The following is a 17,794-nucleotide window of genomic DNA, read 5'->3' on the forward strand; positions in this document are numbered from 1 at the left end:
TGGCACGCTTACTTTTGAAACTTCTCGCGATACCGTCAACGGTACACTTGAAGCAATCTCTGATTTAGCTGGCGCTGATTTTGGTGGCGCGATGGCTAATGCGACTGGCGTGATCGGTACACTCATCAATAATGGTTCAACTGCTGCGGATATTATCCAACATGTTGTCGGTGAAGATCTGCTTGGTGGTGGCATCATCGGTGGTATTGGCGGTGATGGTGGTCCTCTGGGTTCAATCACTGGTATCCTCAGTGGCGATATCGTTGGAAACCTAACTGGATTACTTTCAGTTAATGTCGGTGACTGTGGTTGTAGCAGCAGTAATGGTGTAGATAGCATCTTAGATTCTGTTCTAGGTGCAACAACGTCTTCTCAAGGTTTCTCTCTTAGCAGCTCAGGTACAAACCTTACTGACCATCTTTCAGTTTCAAACATCAATCTCACTGAACAACTATTTGAAAGTACCAACCTTTTCTAATCCTGTTTAAATATAAAAAAACCGCTGATATTTCAGCGGTTTTTTTATATTAGATTTTTTTCACCCCCAGATGGGAGAAACACAAAAAATCTAAATAATGAGTTCAAATAAAAAGTCATAAATAAAATTTATGCTTAATAATAAATGCACCTTATTTAAGATAAATCCCAGCGTTTATACTAGACTAAGGTCTAATATATTTATATCAAAAAATACATTAATGAGAAATCAAAATAAAAGTACAAATCACATCTTCATCATAAAACTAAATATCACCACCACCCTTATCAAAAAATTAAATGCCGACCTCACTTTAAATACAATAAAATCCACACTGAATAAGTTCACAGGCCATGCCTCGTGCATTAAATCTATTCTTTAGCGAAGGATTGCTTAGATGCCTACACTTAATCTTTGAGTGTAAGTATTTAATTATGAAAACACAGCTCAAGACTTATGCCACACGGATTTAAATTTATTGATTTCTTTAGAAATATTTTCGTCTAAACAGCATGGTCTATTTTATATTTCATTTGTTTAAATGAGATGACGGTTGCTTATTCATAATTTTAAATTGTTAGGATGACATAAATGAAAATTAATTTTTTAATTGCCAGTATATTAAGCATCACCACCTGCTCAGCAATCGCTGCTCCAAAAATCTATGGCGAAATCGATGCCAGTCTCGACTACCTACCTGAAAACAATGCAACCAAATCTGATCGAGATGTATGGAAAGTAAACAGCAATAGTTCATTCCTCGGACTTAAAGGTGAAGAGAAATTAACCGAACGCCTCAGCGCTGTTTACTTGATTGAGTGGTCATTTAACGCCGACGGTGATGGAACCGATTGGTCGCAACGTGATCGCTATGTTGGCTTAAAGGATGACAAATACGGAACACTCAAAGTCGGTAAGAACAACTCACCATTAAAAAAATTATCCAGCGCTGTTGATAGCTTCAATAACTACGTCCGCAACACAGCCGACATTACAAGTATCATGCCAGGTGAAAACCGCATCAATAATACTGTGGTATATGAATCACCCAAATTTGCAGCTGGTAAAGAAGCCAATATTGAATTCAATGCTTTACTTGCAACAGGTGAAGCACAAGGGATCAAAAGCAATCAAGGTGGCGTAACTGTTGATGGTGGGGGCTTAGGTGATGCATGGTCAACATCAATCACCTATGCAGATCCAATCTTCTTGGCAGCGATTGCCTACGACAAAGCGATTCCAAGCAACTTTTTAGGACGCGGGTTTCTCAATGCAACAGATACACATACCGACATAGATAAAGTCTTTGCAGCAGCTAACACTTTACGTCTGACAGGGCGTATCAAACCAATCGATGGACTCGCTTTAAAAGCATTAATCCAAAAATCTGAGGTTGAAGAAGCAAAAGGCAATACTGTCGGCGCAAACAATATTGATGATTCCATAGGTTGGCTGGTCGGTGCAGAATATCGACTCCCAAACCTTGAGAAATGGAATCTAAAAGCACAATACAGTCAAAATTCGACCAGCTTTAAAAATGATGATGCAGACTATGATGCTAAGCAAATTATGGCAGGCGTAGATTATTCATTTAACAAACAAGTAAAAGCCTATGGCTATACAGCCTATGCAACTTTCAAACAAGCAGATGCAAAAGATAAACAACCTGTTGTTGGTACTGGCTTAGAGTTTAAGTTCTAAGCCCCACCACGAATAAAAAGCCAAAATTTTATCAGTTTTGGCTTTTTTAATACCTATTCATTATTTAAACCCATCAATAATTTTCAATAAATCAAATACAAAAGTTTAATAATAAAGCAGGATTTAATCTTCGCTTATTCATAACCCTCAACCAATTATCACAAATCCATATCACGCATCGCTCAAATATCAATCACCAACCACCCATTTTTCAAAAAACATTCCCCCTTATATTTAAAAAGAAAATCATCAACTTATATCCCTCTATAATAATTTAGCAGCACATGGTATTTCTAAAATAAATAACCACTTTACATGTATTTTAAAAATGAATCATAACCATAGATAAGATAATGATATTCTTTTTCTGTTTATTTTTTATGATAAACAACGGATTCCACAATTCAAATTAAAGCTATGCAAAAGTGGTAGAGAGTGTCGCAAGGTTTAAAATACCTCTCCCCCGTCTTTTAAAAATCTAGGCAACGAAGCCTATATAAAAATATGCACACCCAAAGTTTGCATATAAATATAACCGTTTATGGAGAAACACTTAAAATGTTAAAAGGCATTCTATTAACTGGTACTTTACTGACCTTAGGATTAGGTCTAACGGCATGCAACAAAAAACAAGGCGAAGTCGGCGAACCTAAACGCCCAGAATGTATTGCACCAGCAAAACCAGGAGGTGGTTTTGACCTGACCTGTAAATTGGCACAAAATGCGTTTAAAGAAACCGAAATACTAAAATCCCCAATGCGTGTCACCTACATGCCGGGTGGTGTAGGTGCAGTTGCATACAATAAAATCGTCGCCAACGACCCTGCTAATGACAATGCCATTGTGGCTTTTTCCACAGGTTCGCTACTGAATCTCTCACAAGGAAAATTCGGTCAATATACTGAAAAAGATGTTCGTTGGTTAGCCATTGTAGGCACAGACTATGGCGTGGTTGCAGTCAATGCAGAATCTCCTTATAAAAACCTAAACGATTTAGTTGCCGCCCTTAAGAAAAATCCAAAATCCGTGAGCTTCGGTGCAGGTGGTAGTGTCGGTGGTCAAGATTGGATGCAAACCGCGATGCTCGCTAAAGCTGCTGGTGTGAATCCAAAAGAAATGACCTATATTGCGTTAGAAGGCGGTGGTGAAGCCGTCACATCTGTTTTAGGCAACCACATCCAAGTGGTTAGCGCAGGTGTTGCCGAAGTTATTCCTCATGTCAAATCAGGTAAGTTACGTGCACTCGCGGTATTTGCACCTGAGCGCCTACCAAATGCTTTAGCTGATATACCAACAGCAAAAGAACAAGGTTTCGACATCCAATGGCCTGTGGTTCGTGGTTACTATGTTGGCCCAAAAGTTAGTGACGAAGCCTATCAATGGTGGAAAACATCATTTGAAAAAATGATGCTTGATCCGAAGTTTGAAAAATCTCGAGAACAATTCGATTTACTCCCGCTTTCTATGACTGGAGAAGAGTTAGATAAATTTGTCATGCAGCAAACTAATCAACTCAGAGATTTATCAAAAGAGTTCGATCTCGTTACAAAATAACCCTTAAGGCGATTAGAGCATTTCAATCCTCACATTTTGCTATAGCGAAAAAACTCAGTATTGAAATGCTCCTGAATTTTGGTACAGAAAAGGAATTATTTATGTCCGCAGAAAGGATTTTTTCAGGGACTTTGGGACTCGTCAGTTTAGGTCTTCTTTATTTAGCTTGGGGCTATGTCGCCCCTTTTGCGTATGACCCTTTAGGGCCACGCCCCTATCCCGTACTGCTCCTATTACTACTGATTGTAAGTTGTTTTTATCTAACATTTAGACCTCAAAAATTAGCTGAATTCATTGATTTAGGCTACACACCTTCAATTCTAAAAAGAATCGGCTTATTGATGCTGTTTATGCTGATTTACGCGGTAACTTTTGAATTTTTAGGTTTCCCTATTGCGACCGCCATCATGTTTTTCCTTGTCGGCACCCTTTTTGGAGGAAGCATCAAAGCATCACTAATCTCAGGCATTGTCTTTGGTTGTCTTTTATACGGGTTATTTGACTACGTATTAGATGTACCACTGCCATTGGGATTTTTTAGTTAATCAAGGAAGAATAAATGGAAGTTTATGAATATTTAATGTACGGCTTTCAAGTCGCATTAACACCTCAAAACCTAATGATCGCGCTCATCGGTGCATTTATTGGAACAATTGTTGGACTATTACCCGGACTCGGCCCAATCAATGGTGTCGCATTACTGCTCCCGTTTGCTTATGCATTGGGCCTCCCACCTGAAAGTGCGCTAATCCTATTAGCAGCGGTCTATCTGGGCTGTGAATACGGAGGTCGTATTTCCGCGATTCTAATCAATGTGCCTGGTGATGCCGCCGCCATTATGTCGACGATGGATGGATATCCACTCGCTAAACAAGGTAAGGCAGGGATTGCGCTATCACTTTCAGCTATGAGCTCATTTATTGGCAGCTTGATCGCAATCACGGGAATCGTGTTATTTGCACCACTTTTAGCAAAATGGGCAATTGTCTTCGGGCCTGCTGAATATTTCGTTTTAATGGTATTCGCACTCACGTGTTTAAGTGGCTTAGTGGGCGACCAACCCATTAAAACAGCCATTGCAGCATTGATCGGTTTATTGTTTGCGACCGTAGGTGTTGATGCTGTCACTGGTGTGTATCGTTTTACCTTTGGTTCAGTCAATTTAAGCGACGGCGTACAATTTACAACAATTGTGATTGGTTTTTTCAGTATCAGCGAAATTCTAATTATGCTGGAAAAAACAACAGTTGGACAAAAAGCTTTAGGACAAGGCAAGCGCAGTTTATTCAACCTCAAAGAGTTTACGTTCACCTTAGGCACAACGATTCGCAGTTCTTTGCTTGGCTTTATTGTTGGTATTTTACCCGGTGCGGGTGCAACCATCGCCAGTGCAATGTCTTATACCAGCGAACGTAAACTCGCAGGAAAAGATGGCAAATTTGGTGAAGGTGATTTGCGTGGTATTGCAGCACCAGAAGCTGCCAATAACGCTTCAGCATGTGGTTCATTTATTCCGATGCTCACCCTAGGTGTGCCCGGTTCAGGCACAACAGCAGTCATGTTAGGCGCTTTGACGCTTTATAACATTACGCCCGGTCCACAGTTATTCACCGAACAACCAACGATTGTTTGGGGACTGATTGCCTCATTGTTTGTGGTCAGTGTATTACTACTCATTATGAACATCTCATTGGTTCGCTTCTTTGCCAAGCTACTGAGTGTGCCAAACTTTATTTTGCTTCCAGCCATCGCAGCAGTCAGCTTCGTGGGGGTGTATGCCATCCATAGCACAGTCTTCGACCTTGTGTTCATGGTGATTTTAGGTATTTTTGGTTATATTTTACGTAAACTTAATTTCCCTTTATCAGCACTCATTCTCGGGTTCGTGTTAGGTGAACTCATGGAATCTAGCTTGCGCCGCGCACTCTCCATTTCGCAAGGTGAACTATCCATCCTATTTGATGGCTATATTACCAAGACCTTATGGATGTTGGCGGGTATCATGATTGTGTTGCCGTTAATTCGTTGGTTACGCAATCGCCATAAAGCAATTTAATATTACTGATCAATCGTAGACTTTTTTTACAAACCCTTTTTTGTTTCTCCCGATAGAGGAAGAACAAAGAGGGTTTAACTAGTAATGAAAGAAGTCTCGTGATTACCTCATTACGATTGGTCTACTCTGCGATTACGCATTGTTCTAGTTTATGTGATCTCATTCAATGCAATATCTAAAGTATGCTTTGAGTCTAGCCATCGCCTTTCTTGGTGCTCACCTTGCACAGTGGTTGCACTTGCCCATCCCTTGGCTATTGGGATCACTGTTTATTACCGCTTTACTGAAAATCAATCATGCCCCAATTGAGTGCCACAGTGCTGCACGCAGTATCGGTTTATCGATTATCGGACTGACTTTAGGTTTGTATTTCACGCCAGAAATGCTGCATCTGATTGCAAAAAATTGGCTCGCATTATTGATAGGTCTACTGTTCGCGTTAATGTTAGGTGGGATTGGTGCTGTCATCTTACAACGTTGGGGCAAAGTCGATTTTAAAACAGCTTGGTTTGCTTCCGCGATTGGCGGGGCAAATGAAATGTCACATTTAGCAGAACACCACCAAGCCCAAGTAGACAAAGTTGCATCAGCACATACGTTACGCGTACTGATGGTGGTGGTGATTGTTCCGTTCGCCTATCAGTTTATGGGATGGCATGGCTTTGATGACCATCACATCGACCGTAATATGGAAATAAATTGGTTTGGTTTGGTCCTTTTGGTAATCTTATCTTATCTCGCCAGTCGTATTTTCCAGCACTACAAACTCCCCAACCCTTGGACCTTTGGCGCATTACTGATTGCTATTTTTTTTACCGCACAAAATATTCATCTCTCAGCCATACCAGATCCCATTGTACACTTGGGACAAGTTTTACTCGGCTGGTCACTTGGCAATAAATTCAAAGCTGGATTTTTTAAAACCGCACCACACTATCTAAGTATTGTCGCGCTCTGTAATCTTGGCGCATTGGTACTCACAGGCTTAGTTGCATACATCCTAATGCGATGGACAGATATTCCCCTCCCGACACTTGGCTTAGGTCTCGCACCCGGTGGTGTCGCTGAAATGACTATTACTGCAAATGTATTACAACTAGGTGTGCCTTTGGTGACTGCATTTCATGTGGTGCGTATGGTTGGCGTATTGGGAACTGTAGGCTATTTATATCTTTTCTTTGAAAAAGTGCTGCAAAAGAAATGAAACAAATCGTCTTTTAAAAATTAGACGGCAACTATTGTTGATCACCGTTTAGTTCAAAAGTATTTACTCAGAAAATTCAGGCACAAAAAAACCGCAATTAAGCGGTGTTTTTCATTAAGTTGGTGCGCTCAGAGAGATTCGAACTCCCGACCCCTTAGTTCGTAGCCAAGTGCTCTATCCAGCTGAGCTATGAGCGCATTACTTATGTGCCAATGTGGCATGTGTTACTTGTGCAATATTTACTTGGTGCGCTCAGAGAGATTCGAACTCCCGACCCCTTAGTTCGTAGCCAAGTGCTCTATCCAGCTGAGCTATGAGCGCATTAAGTAAAAAATGGCGGTGAGAGAGGGATTCGAACCCTCGGTACAGTTACCCGTACGCATCCTTAGCAGGGATGTGGTTTCAGCCACTCACCCATCTCACCGTAACACGAGCGCAATAATACAAACTAAAACTCCTTTACACAAGGGAAGATCCTGTTTTTTTCTGTTTTTTTATATCAATCAAATATTTTTTAAACGATTTTGGTGTTTTTTCAGCATTTTTTGCTTCAACGCTTGTTAATATAGACTTCTCTTTTATACAGATCCGTGGCGTAAACAGAAACTTGCAATCTTTGGCGTGCAGTCGAAGTTTGAATGACTTATGCTAAAGCGATCTGCCAGATGTGAAATGAAACGATATGATTAAAAACTGGGGCGATCCCGAAGCAAAAGCAGAAGCTGAACGTTATGACAACCCGATTCCGAGCCGAACTCTTATTTTAACCACATTAGAACAATTACAAACTGCTCAATCACACGCTGAACTCGTCGAATGCTTTAATCTTCAAGATCAAAAAAGTATTGATGCATTAAACCATCGTTTAAGTGCGATGGTGCGTGATGGTCAGTTAATGAAGGATGGCTATAAATTTCAGCCAGCAACAGACCTCCCGAGCCATGAGGCAACGGTATATATCAATAGTAAAGGTCTAGGTACTGCCAATATCGCAGGGCAAAACGACATCCTCTTGGCTGAACGTGAATTACGATTGGTCTTTAATGGCGATCGCGTCAAGGTTCGTCAGACCTCCGTCGATCGTAAAGGCAAAGCTTGGGGTTTTATTAGCGAAGTAGTTCAACACCGCGTTAAACAGATTATTGGTAAAGTCATTGAACATGATGGTGAATATTTTATTCAACCCAGTAATCCCAATCAGCACCAACCAATCACCTTAGAAAAAGAACTGATTGAACATGCCAATGCAAAAGTTGGTGATATGTTGCGTGTTGCAATTGATGACTATCCAACGCGTGAAGAGCTAGCAACGGGTCATGTGATTCAATCCATGGCAGACAAAGCTGATACCGAAATTATTATTCCTCAAACGATTTTAGAGTTTGGATTGCCTTACGAGTTTCCAGATGCGGTCATCAAAGAAGCTGAAAGTTTCAAAGAACCGTCTGCACAAGACCATAAAGGACGTGTAGATCTACGCGATCTACCACTCGTCACCATTGATGGTGAAGATGCGCGTGACTTTGACGATGCCGTGTATGCGGAGAAACGCCCTGGTGGGGGTTATCGTGTGGTGGTAGCCATTGCCGATGTCAGTCATTATGTCCGTTTAGATTCGGCTTTGAATGAAGAAGCAGAAGATCGAGGAACTTCGGTTTATTTCCCACACTTTGTTTTGCCTATGTTGCCTGAAGCATTGTCGAATGGCTTGTGTTCTTTAAATCCGCACCTTGACCGTCTATGTATGGTCTGTGATTTAAAACTGTCTCGCGCAGGGAAAGTAACGGGTTATGAATTCTACCCTGCGGTAATGCACTCCAAAGCACGTTTGACTTATACCCAAGTCAGTGAATATTTTGATGGTACAACAGATGCGATTCCACAAGATAAAAGCATTCATAAATCACTCAACACCCTGTTCCAACTTTATCAAACCCTAAAAGGGTTACGTGCAGAACGTCATGCAATGGAGTTTGAAACCATTGAAACCTATATGACTTTTGATGAGTTGGGTGGTATCAAAGAAATCTTGCCGCGTACGCGCAACGTTGCTCATAAACTGATTGAAGAATGTATGTTGCTCGCCAATGTCGCGGCGGCAGAATACGCTTTAGAACATGATATTCCGATGCTCTATCGTGTGCATGAAGCGCCAGAATTTTCACGTATTCAAAAAGTACGTGATTTTGTGAAATTACTCGGTCTACCATTCCCAGAACAACCGACCCAAGCAGATTATCAACGCGTAATCGAAGCGACCAAGGATCGACTCGATGCACCAAGTATTCATGCGGTGTTATTGCGCTCGATGATGCAAGCCTATTACGGCGCAAAAAACTCTGGTCACTACGGTTTGGCATATGAAGCGTATACGCATTTCACCTCACCAATTCGTCGTTACCCCGATTTATTACTTCATCGTGCCATTAAAACGCATTTGCAACAAAAGCCTCACACGCTTTCTGGTGCAGCCTTGGATGATGCAGGTGAGCATTTCTCTCAAACCGAACGTCGCGCAGATGAAGCTTCGCGTAGTGTGACCACATGGTTGAAATGCCACTATATGCAACAGCATTTAGGCGATGAGTTTGTTGGCCTGATTAGTGCTGTGACTGAGTTTGGTTTATTTGTCACCCTTAAAGACTTATATGTGGATGGAATGATCCATGTCAGCCAACTCGGTGAGGATTATTTCCTCTATGATCAAGCCAGCCAAAGTCTGGTCGGACAAAACCGTGGTCAAGCCTTTAGTTTAGGTGATGAAGTCAAGATCAAAGTCGCTGGCGTGAACTTGGAAGAACGTAAAATCGACTTCCAACTGATTCAGCAATTGACACATTTGGGTCGTGTGATTCGTCAAAAAGCGCCACGTACTGCTTCAAGTAAAACCCTAACCACTGAAGAAGTATTTAGCAAAGCACCTATCATCGCTCAACTCAGTGAAGATGGTGAAAAGCCCGTTGCTAAAAAGAAGAATAAGGACAAAGCTAGTCCTTACGCAAAGAAACCAAGCAAAAAGAGCGCTTCTAAGCCTGAAAGCAAAGAAAAGGTGAAGAAGAAAGCAAAACCGAAAAAGAAAAAGTCCAATGCGAAGGTAAAGCAAGACGCTTAAATCATGAATAGGAAGGCCAGTATGGGAAAAGTAATATGCGGTATATGTATATCCGTTGATGGTTTCGTTGCTGGCCTGAATATGACTGAAGATAAGCCTTTCGGTGAGTTACCTAATATTCATCAAAGTTTGTGTAAATGGTTGTTTGAGCAAGCTGATCAGCATAAGCATGAAATTGCCAGTTTAACCTCTGCTGGCGCTTTTATTATGGGACGTAATATGTTCGGCCCAAGTGGGGCAGAATATAATACATGGGAAGGTTGGTGGGGCGAAGAACCCCCATATCATGCTCCTGTATTTGTTCTTACCCACACTGCTCGGGAGAATCTAGCTTTGCAAGGTGGTACGACCTTTCATTTTGTGACTGATGGAATACAAAGTGCTCTGGAAAAAGCAAAAGCAGTCGCTGGTGAAAAAGATGTTGCAATTGCAGGTGGTGCAGATACCGTCAATCAATATTTGAAAGCAGGTATTATTGATGAGTTATGGCTACAGATCGTTCCGGTCGTGGTAGGTCAAGGCAAACGCTTGTTCGAGGATGTACCACCAATAAATTTTGAAATACTGGAGCAACGAGGCACGAATTTGGTAACACATATAAAATATCGCATCATAAAATAGTAAGAGATCACCAGACGTGAATTTGTTTGGCGATTGAACCTCCTTTCTCAGCCAAAACCAGAAGTTAACCTAATAAATCATACCTTCAACTTGATTTCTGATGTCATCACCCCTACATCTATAACTATGTTTAAAGATGATATGGCAAAAATAGAATGACACTACAGCAAGCAACGCTTCCAGTTCCTCAATTTGATCAAATTCAACTTGCCGACTTAAAACAACAGATTGAACAAAGCATTCAAAATGGTCAGAACTTCTTAAATCGCCTAAGTGAAGCCCCTCAAGATACCAAAACTCAATTGGCAACATTGACCGAAGTTGACCAGCTTGAAAATAACATGAGTGAAGCATGGGGCATTTTATCGCATCTCAATGCCGTCATGAATAACCCTGAAACCCGTGAGGTATATCAATCGCTATTACCGAGTTTAAGCGAATACTACACACAACTTGGACAGCACGCGGCGCTCTATCAAACTTACCAACAGGTTCATGATAGCGTTGCGTTCCAAACCCTCGGCGAAGCACAACAAAGTGCCATTAAACTGGCGCTACGTGACTTTAAACTTTCAGGTGTGGCACTCGAAGGCGAAGCAAAAAAACGCTATGCCGACATCTCAGCACGTCTATCTCAGCTTTCATCAGACTTTTCCAATCATGTCCTTGATGCAACTCAAGCTTACTTTAAACCTTTAAATGAAGCACAACTCAAAGGTCTGCCACAAAGTAGTGTTGAATTATTAAAGCAATACGGGCAACAACGTGAGCTTGACCAAGCGGTTGCAACACTCGATTTCCCTGCTTATTTCGCGATTATGACCTATGCCGATGATCGAGCATTAAGAGAAGAATTGTATAAGGCCTATGTGACACGTGCATCTGAGCAGTCTGATAAAACTGAGTTTGACAACACGCCTGTCATGGAGGAAATCCTCAGCCTGCGTCAGGAAATGGCACAATTATTAGGTTTTAATAATTTTGCTGAATATTCTCTTGCCAGTAAAATGGCACCTGATGTTGAGACAGTCGATAAATTCTTAGTCGATTTGGCTGAACATGCACGTGCGCCTGCATTGGCTGAAATTGCAGAACTCAAGGCTATTGCACAACAAGATGGTATCGAAGAATTAAAACCGTGGGATGCAACCTATTATTCTGAAAAGCTGAAACAACAACAATTTAATTTATCTCAAGAAGCACTCAAACCGTATTTCCCTGCATCAAAAGTTGTTCAAGGTTTATTTCAGATCGTGCAACGCCTGTATGACATCCAAATCATCGAACGCCAAGCACCTGTTTGGCAAAATGATGTGCGTTATTTTGAAATTGAAGATCAAGGTCAAGTGATTGGTGGTTTCTACTTTGACTTATATGCCCGCAACGGTAAACGTGGTGGCGCATGGATGAGTGGTTTCCGTTCCCGTGTGCAAACCGCAACAGGATTACAAAAACCAGTCTGCTATATGGTATGTAACTTTACTCCACCAATTGGTGATCAGCCTGCCTTGCTCACGCATGATGAAGTGATTACCTTATTCCATGAGTTTGGTCATGGCTTACATCACATGCTCACAGAAGTGGATAATATCTCAGTTGCAGGTACACACGGCGTGGCTTGGGATGCTGTGGAGTTACCAAGCCAGTTTATGGAATTCTGGGCGTGGGATAACGAAAGCTTAGATGTTCTCAGTGAGCATACTGAAACCAAGCAAACCTTGCCGCAAGAATTGTTAGCTGCATTACTGAATGCACGGTTTTTCCAGTCAGGAATGCAAACCTTGCGTCAAATTGAGTTTGCCTTGTTTGACCTCACCATTCACCGTCAAGCACCTGCATTAAACAGCCAGCAGATTCAGAATACCTTAGATGATATTCGCAGTAAATTTGCCGTTGTTCCCACTGTTGCTTATAACCGTTTCCAACACAGTTTCAGCCATATTTTTGCAGGCGGCTATGCTGCGGGTTATTACTCGTATAAATGGGCTGAAGTTTTAGCGAGTGATGCCTTTGATCGCTTCGAAAATGAAGGTATTTTTAATACCGAGACAGGAAAAGAGTTTCGGCAGTTTATCCTAGCAGTTGGCGGAAAAGAGACTGCACTTGATGCGTTTCGCAATTTCCGAAAAAGAGAACCGAAAATAGATGCATTATTGCGTCATCAAGGTTGGACGAACGCTGATAAAACCGCTTAAACTACGTCATTATTGTTCACAGGGTGGTATTAACTGACATGAAAAGACAGTTCATCGCGGGTGCAAAATGCCCCAAATGTGGCGCGTTAGATCGTGTGGTTAAGATCACTACTGTGGATGACGAGTGGATTGAATGTATCGAATGTGCTTATAGCGAAAAACGGCCAACTCAAGTGGATGAACCTGAAATCGCAGAGCCAGATGAAATTGGGGTGATACAGTTCAAACCTCGTCATTTTGACTAGAAGGTTAAAAAAAATGACGTCACCAAGCCAAACCAAAAACGCCAAGTTATTGTGGATGATCATTGCTGGCATTAGCATTATTGTGGTTTTGTTTTTTGCAATACAATGGTTTTTGACACAGAAGAATCTACAGCCGAGTACGTACTCAGACCAACCTATAGCTGAGGAAATAATTTCTCAAGAAGCAGAAGAGGCGAACACTGTAACACCAGAGATCTCGACGATAGATGAGAGTGAAGTACCTGCTCCCATCCAATTAGTGCAAGAATCATTAATAAAGCAACCTTTACCGGCCAATGACAGCTTAGCCAAAGAAGAAATCGCTAAATTAGATGATATTCACCATCAATTAAAAGATCAGCAAAAAGATTTAAAACAGCAACATGAAGATGTCGATGCTCTACTCAGGCTGAAAGAGGAACAAATTAAATTATTAGAGGCTCAAATTCAGCAAGCTCAATCATCTTAAAAGCGTTTTCGCGATCCCCATTTTGCTAGAATGTAAATCACCTTCTAGCATTGTTATTTTATGTCCAGTATCGGTCAGCGCTATCCAGTACCCATTGCCATTGCATGTCTCATGCTCTCTGCACTTTTATTTTCTGTGATGGGGATCTGTATTCGCTATGCATCCCATACCGTTGATAACTATACAATCGTCTTTTTCAGAAACATCGTTGGACTCATTCTGTTTATCCCCTTTATCTTTAAACAAGGCTTTGGTTTTGTAAAAACAGAAAAACTATGGATGCATACATGGCGCAGCTTGACCGGGCTTGCAGCAATGTATGGGTTTTTCTATGCCATTGCACATCTAAAACTCTCCAATGCCATGGTATTTACCTATTCATCACCCATTTTCATTCCACTCATCGCATGGTTATTTTTAAAAGAACGAATCACAGCAGCGATGCTTTGTGCCGCAGCTTTAGGATTGATTGGGGTTATTTTTGTTGCCAAACCTGATCAAGGCTTGCTGAACTGGATTGCAATGATTGGGATGGGATCAAGTCTCTTTGCCGCACTGGCCTTTGTCACGGTACGAGCACTTACTCGGACAGAACCACCTGAACGAATTGTTTTTTATTTCTGCTTGATTGGTTCATTCCTCTCGGTGATTCCGATGTTTTGGGTTTGGCGTCCATATCACCTCAAAGAGTTATTTTTCCTAATCAGTGCAGGTATCCTTGCCAATACTAGCCAAATCTTTATGTCACACGCTTATCGTCTTGCGCCTGCTGGTCAGATTGCACCAGTGAATTATATGGCGATCATTTTTGCTGGCATTTGGGGATTTTTTCTTTGGCAAGAAATCCCCGATATATATAGTTTGATTGGGTTTGCTTTTATTCTAGTGGCGATTTTGTTATGTAGCCCATTTATACAAAAACAAAAGTAATTAAAAAACCATAACTGTTGGCTAATCAGTTTTTGTTCCAGTGAATCCCCCTTACGCCCAAATAAATGTTCAATTCAATCAATACACACAATTTTTCAGTGCATAAAAAAGCACCCGAAGGTGCTTTTTTAATGAGTTACTTATTGATACCAACCGAACAACTTAAAGTAATACGGTACGTACGCAACAATTAAGATTGCAGGAACCATCACCAATAACGGTAAGATCCAACGCTCATAACGATAGTAGAATGATTTATGCTTCACTTCTGCATCCGCAGCCCTCACCTCATCATCACCAATCGCTTGTCGTGCCAATAAATGGTTCAAAGCAACAGGTGGCGTGACATAGCCCAGCTCAAAGCCAACCAATGCAATCATCCAGAAGTGGACAGGATCAATCCCATACTGATAAGCCACAGGTGCAACAGTTGCGGAGATAAGGATAACCGCCCCGAATGGATCCATGATCATACCGACCAAGACCATAAACACCACAACTAAGGAAATCACTACAAACATACTACTGATGTCACGCGGGAAAGCTTCCATGACCTCAATATGTTCGAGGAAACCACCGACACTGACCGAAAGCGCCATCAAAATAACTAATGCACCAATATGCCCAACGGTTTCTGTCGTTGAGGTATGTAATGCTTTGCCAAATGGAACACGACGTTCAGGATTACGTGGATCATCCGATGGATTCACTGGTGGTACTGGTTGAGAACCATCTGATGGTGCTGTATAGGTATTTAAAGTACTGTCCCAATGTCCAACAGGTGCAAGTGGTGCAGGCTCTTTACGTAACTTATCAAACAATACCATCAACAATAGAATCACTGGCATCATGACAGGTGCAGTAAATTCATTTAGCTCAGTTGATAACGCATGTTTATAGAACAACCAAATCAGCACAAAAATCACGATATACGGCGCTACAGGAACGAATGCGCGCAGTGATTTCGGTAAAGCAATTTTTGGAGGTGCAATACGGAATTTTTGCTCAGCAAAGAATAATGCAATCACCAAGAATAAGGTTGATGTCAGTAAGAAGACATACATACCATGTTTATAAAGTAGGTCTGTTGTCACCTCTTTGTTTAAAGATGCCACAACCACAATTAATAAACACGGACGTAACACAACGCCAAGCGAGCCTGAGAGCGCAGTCGCAGCTAATGCAAACTGACGACGACCACCTGCGTTCCAAACTTCTTTATAAATGATCGCACCCGCAGCAATAACGAAGATACCAGATGCACCGGTATACGCTGTTGGTAATGCAGCAGCAATCAAAATAAGCCAAGTTAAGGTTTCAGGTGCTAAGTTCCACGGACGTAAAATATTTAAGAATAAATCAACAATACGTGTTTGCTTAAGCAACATACCTGCCCAAATAAACAAGGCAAGATTTAAGAAAATATTTGCGAATTCAACCAATTGGCCAAGGTAAATCCCTTGCCCCATCGGATAATCCATAAAGAAGGTGAATGCAATCCCCGTAATAATCGCCATATATGCATACAATGGGATACTAAGGAAAGCTAAACCAATATTTCCACCTTCGCGTGTTGGTGGTGGTGACTTCACTAAATGGAATAAACTAATTAACGTTAACGCACCAAATAAAACCATCCAGAGCCAATAAATAATATTCATTCCCGAGGCGAAAGGCACACCAGAATTCAGGACAGAATGATATTGGCTGTACACTGAGTAGGTGAGTAAACCATTACCCAACAACATCGCAGTGTTATAAATACGGAAATCAATTTTAGTCGCAGGACTACGTAAACCAATATGATGTGATTTTATCGTCGCACTGATTGCAGCAAATAAAACCATAATCACTAAAAATAAAGCGCGATTCTCGGAGCCAAATTTAAAAACACCAAAAAAGGATGTTTCAATATTTCGATAGGTCCGGACGCTTGGATTGGCCTCAATATGTGCCATTGCTTTATCATAGAATTGATATTTTTCTTCACACTGTTGCTTTGCAGCAAGCAATGACGAACGAACATCCGATTCCGATGCGACACCAAACATACTGGCAAATTCATCTGCAGCATTAATCTTCATCTGCTCTTGAACTTGCGCATCGATATTTGGATTAGTATCACAGGTTGGTTTCGTCGGTTCAGCACGAAGAAACGAATATTGCATACCAGTATTAGGATCGCCATACAAACGCTCCCCCATACGCAATAACTGACCATGAATCATCTCACCTGTACCAATAACGAGCGTCATTAATAGTAAGGCGAGAACGACAAAGGCCGATATCCACTCTGTCCAGATATAACTCAGCAGACCTAATCCAGACTTTTTCTCTTGATCATTTTGCATGTCTATTCCAATTTATTGTTTTCAACATCCATCCAAAGATGTTGAATCATGCGATATCCATGGTTGATAGATAAATGAATTTACCCTTTGAATCACCAGTCCCTTTTAAACCGCTTAAATTTGCAGCAATCTTTTCCAAAAAAGAATGACTACAATCACTTTTTTATAGGTTGTTTTTATCAATTTGCCTGCGTTCTACCTTTCCTTTTTATCGATAAATAAGCTAAACCACTTAACACACCGCCAATCGCACCAATCAAATGTGCCTCCGTTAACACGGGGCTACCGATTAACTGAGCTGTGCCTGCTTGTCCAAAGGTATTTTCCCAAAGTAACTTTGCAGCAATCAAGACCAAAACCAATATGGCAAACTTACGTTCTTTCGGATACTGCAAATACACCAAACTCACCGCAGTATATAAACCATGCAGAACACCAGACAATCCAGCATAAGCATCAATATAAGGCAAATAAAAATAAAAAATGAGGCTGATAAATGGCGGTAGGATCAATAACAGTGCGCATAAATGTCGATTAAGTACATGAGGGAAAATGAACGGCAAACATGCGAATGCCAACATATTCAATAAAAAATGCATCCATCCAACATGCACCCAATGCGCCGTCCATAAACGCCAGAACTCTGTGAGTAAACTCGGTTTCCAATAAATAAAATGATCAGCAAAGACTTGTAAGCTCGCTGATATTGAAATACATACAGCGATCAAAATGACTTTCCGTATCCATATTTGATCTTTCATTTATCTACACCTCTTCAAAAACAGACCTTTTACGATGCACAAATCATAAATAATTTGTTCACTGAGAACTGTAAAAGGTCGTTTAATTCAAGTTACTCAACAGGTTTACTGCTAGAA

13 protein-coding genes, 3 tRNA genes and 1 pseudogene are annotated in these 17,794 nt (G+C 41.1%); 12 read left to right on the forward strand and 5 right to left on the reverse strand.

The genetic code is table 11. The features are described from left to right. The 6 genes and pseudogenes from F991_RS17865 to F991_RS14605 form a co-directional block, all read left to right on the forward strand. Positions 1-478, forward strand: a pseudogene (locus F991_RS17865) (agmatine deiminase); the annotation flags it as partial. A 591-nt stretch (positions 479-1,069) separates the two neighbouring features. Next, on the forward strand, positions 1,070-2,179 hold the full coding sequence (locus F991_RS14585; protein ID WP_004672949.1) for a porin: 1,110 nt from the start codon (positions 1,070-1,072) through the stop codon (positions 2,177-2,179). Positions 2,180-2,737: 558 nt separating this feature from the next. Further along, complete coding sequence (locus tag F991_RS14590; RefSeq protein ID WP_004672950.1) at positions 2,738-3,733, forward strand: tripartite tricarboxylate transporter substrate binding protein; 996 nt, start codon at positions 2,738-2,740, stop codon at positions 3,731-3,733. 101 nt (positions 3,734-3,834) lie between these two features. Further along, a complete protein-coding gene (locus tag F991_RS14595) occupies positions 3,835-4,278 on the forward strand; it encodes a tripartite tricarboxylate transporter TctB family protein (protein WP_004672951.1) in 444 nt (147 codons plus the stop codon). A 14-nt stretch (positions 4,279-4,292) separates the two neighbouring features. After that, positions 4,293-5,789, forward strand: a complete 1,497-nt coding sequence (locus F991_RS14600; RefSeq protein ID WP_004672953.1) for a tripartite tricarboxylate transporter permease — start codon at positions 4,293-4,295, stop codon at positions 5,787-5,789. Positions 5,790-5,955: 166 nt separating this feature from the next. Continuing rightward, the gene (locus F991_RS14605) at positions 5,956-6,993 is read left to right on the forward strand and encodes an AbrB family transcriptional regulator (RefSeq protein WP_004672955.1); all 1,038 of its coding nucleotides are present in this window, start codon (positions 5,956-5,958) and stop codon (positions 6,991-6,993) included. A 120-nt stretch (positions 6,994-7,113) separates the two neighbouring features. Here the strand turns inward: F991_RS14605 and F991_RS14610 are convergent. The 3 genes from F991_RS14610 to F991_RS14620 form a co-directional block, all read right to left on the reverse strand. Next, positions 7,114-7,190, reverse strand: a tRNA-Arg gene (locus F991_RS14610). Between the two features lie 47 nt (positions 7,191-7,237). Next, a tRNA-Arg gene (locus F991_RS14615) sits at positions 7,238-7,314 on the reverse strand. A gap of 13 nt (positions 7,315-7,327) precedes the next feature. After that, positions 7,328-7,417 (reverse strand) — tRNA-Ser (locus tag F991_RS14620). Between the two features lie 258 nt (positions 7,418-7,675). Here F991_RS14620 and rnr point away from each other — a divergent pair. The 6 genes from rnr to F991_RS14650 all read left to right on the forward strand — a co-directional run bounded on the left by rnr (position 7,676) and on the right by F991_RS14650 (position 14,565). Beyond that, the gene (rnr, locus tag F991_RS14625) at positions 7,676-10,105 is read left to right on the forward strand and encodes a ribonuclease R (RefSeq protein WP_004672957.1); all 2,430 of its coding nucleotides are present in this window, start codon (positions 7,676-7,678) and stop codon (positions 10,103-10,105) included. A gap of 21 nt (positions 10,106-10,126) precedes the next feature. Then, the gene (locus F991_RS14630) at positions 10,127-10,726 is read left to right on the forward strand and encodes a dihydrofolate reductase family protein (RefSeq protein ID WP_004672958.1); all 600 of its coding nucleotides are present in this window, start codon (positions 10,127-10,129) and stop codon (positions 10,724-10,726) included. Between the two features lie 155 nt (positions 10,727-10,881). Further along, positions 10,882-12,921 (forward strand): M3 family metallopeptidase, encoded by a 2,040-nt coding sequence (locus F991_RS14635; RefSeq protein WP_004672959.1) that lies wholly within the window; start codon positions 10,882-10,884, stop codon positions 12,919-12,921. A 38-nt stretch (positions 12,922-12,959) separates the two neighbouring features. After that, positions 12,960-13,166, forward strand: coding sequence for a YheV family putative metal-binding protein (locus F991_RS14640; RefSeq protein WP_004672960.1), 207 nt, complete (start codon positions 12,960-12,962; stop codon positions 13,164-13,166). Positions 13,167-13,179: 13 nt separating this feature from the next. Beyond that, the gene (locus F991_RS14645; RefSeq protein WP_004672961.1) at positions 13,180-13,635 is read left to right on the forward strand and encodes a hypothetical protein; all 456 of its coding nucleotides are present in this window, start codon (positions 13,180-13,182) and stop codon (positions 13,633-13,635) included. 60 nt (positions 13,636-13,695) lie between these two features. After that, complete coding sequence (locus F991_RS14650) at positions 13,696-14,565, forward strand: DMT family transporter (RefSeq protein WP_004672962.1); 870 nt, start codon at positions 13,696-13,698, stop codon at positions 14,563-14,565. 140 nt (positions 14,566-14,705) lie between these two features. Here the strand turns inward: F991_RS14650 and F991_RS14655 are convergent, their stop codons facing one another. Then, the gene (locus F991_RS14655) at positions 14,706-16,916 is read right to left on the reverse strand and encodes a TRAP transporter large permease subunit (protein WP_004672963.1); all 2,211 of its coding nucleotides are present in this window, start codon (positions 16,914-16,916) and stop codon (positions 14,706-14,708) included. A gap of 179 nt (positions 16,917-17,095) precedes the next feature. After that, a complete protein-coding gene (rrtA, locus tag F991_RS14660) occupies positions 17,096-17,677 on the reverse strand; it encodes a rhombosortase (protein WP_004672965.1) in 582 nt (193 codons plus the stop codon). Between the last annotated feature and the right edge of the window lie 117 nt (positions 17,678-17,794).

This window comes from Acinetobacter sp. CIP-A165, assembly GCF_000367985.1.
Lineage (GTDB): Bacteria > Pseudomonadota > Gammaproteobacteria > Pseudomonadales > Moraxellaceae > Acinetobacter.

Coding starts and splice junctions, on each gene's coding strand:
- F991_RS14585 (WP_004672949.1), top strand. CDS start 1,070: ATGAAAATTAATTTTTTAATTGCCAGTATATTAAGCATCACCACCTGC.
- F991_RS14590 (WP_004672950.1), top strand. CDS start 2,738: ATGTTAAAAGGCATTCTATTAACTGGTACTTTACTGACCTTAGGATTA.
- F991_RS14595 (WP_004672951.1), top strand. CDS start 3,835: ATGTCCGCAGAAAGGATTTTTTCAGGGACTTTGGGACTCGTCAGTTTA.
- F991_RS14600 (WP_004672953.1), top strand. CDS start 4,293: ATGGAAGTTTATGAATATTTAATGTACGGCTTTCAAGTCGCATTAACA.
- F991_RS14605 (WP_004672955.1), top strand. CDS start 5,956: ATGCAATATCTAAAGTATGCTTTGAGTCTAGCCATCGCCTTTCTTGGT.
- rnr (WP_004672957.1), top strand. CDS start 7,676: ATGATTAAAAACTGGGGCGATCCCGAAGCAAAAGCAGAAGCTGAACGT.
- F991_RS14630 (WP_004672958.1), top strand. CDS start 10,127: ATGGGAAAAGTAATATGCGGTATATGTATATCCGTTGATGGTTTCGTT.
- F991_RS14635 (WP_004672959.1), top strand. CDS start 10,882: ATGACACTACAGCAAGCAACGCTTCCAGTTCCTCAATTTGATCAAATT.
- F991_RS14640 (WP_004672960.1), top strand. CDS start 12,960: ATGAAAAGACAGTTCATCGCGGGTGCAAAATGCCCCAAATGTGGCGCG.
- F991_RS14645 (WP_004672961.1), top strand. CDS start 13,180: ATGACGTCACCAAGCCAAACCAAAAACGCCAAGTTATTGTGGATGATC.
- F991_RS14650 (WP_004672962.1), top strand. CDS start 13,696: ATGTCCAGTATCGGTCAGCGCTATCCAGTACCCATTGCCATTGCATGT.
- F991_RS14655 (WP_004672963.1), bottom strand. CDS start 16,916: ATGCAAAATGATCAAGAGAAAAAGTCTGGATTAGGTCTGCTGAGTTAT.
- rrtA (WP_004672965.1), bottom strand. CDS start 17,677: ATGAAAGATCAAATATGGATACGGAAAGTCATTTTGATCGCTGTATGT.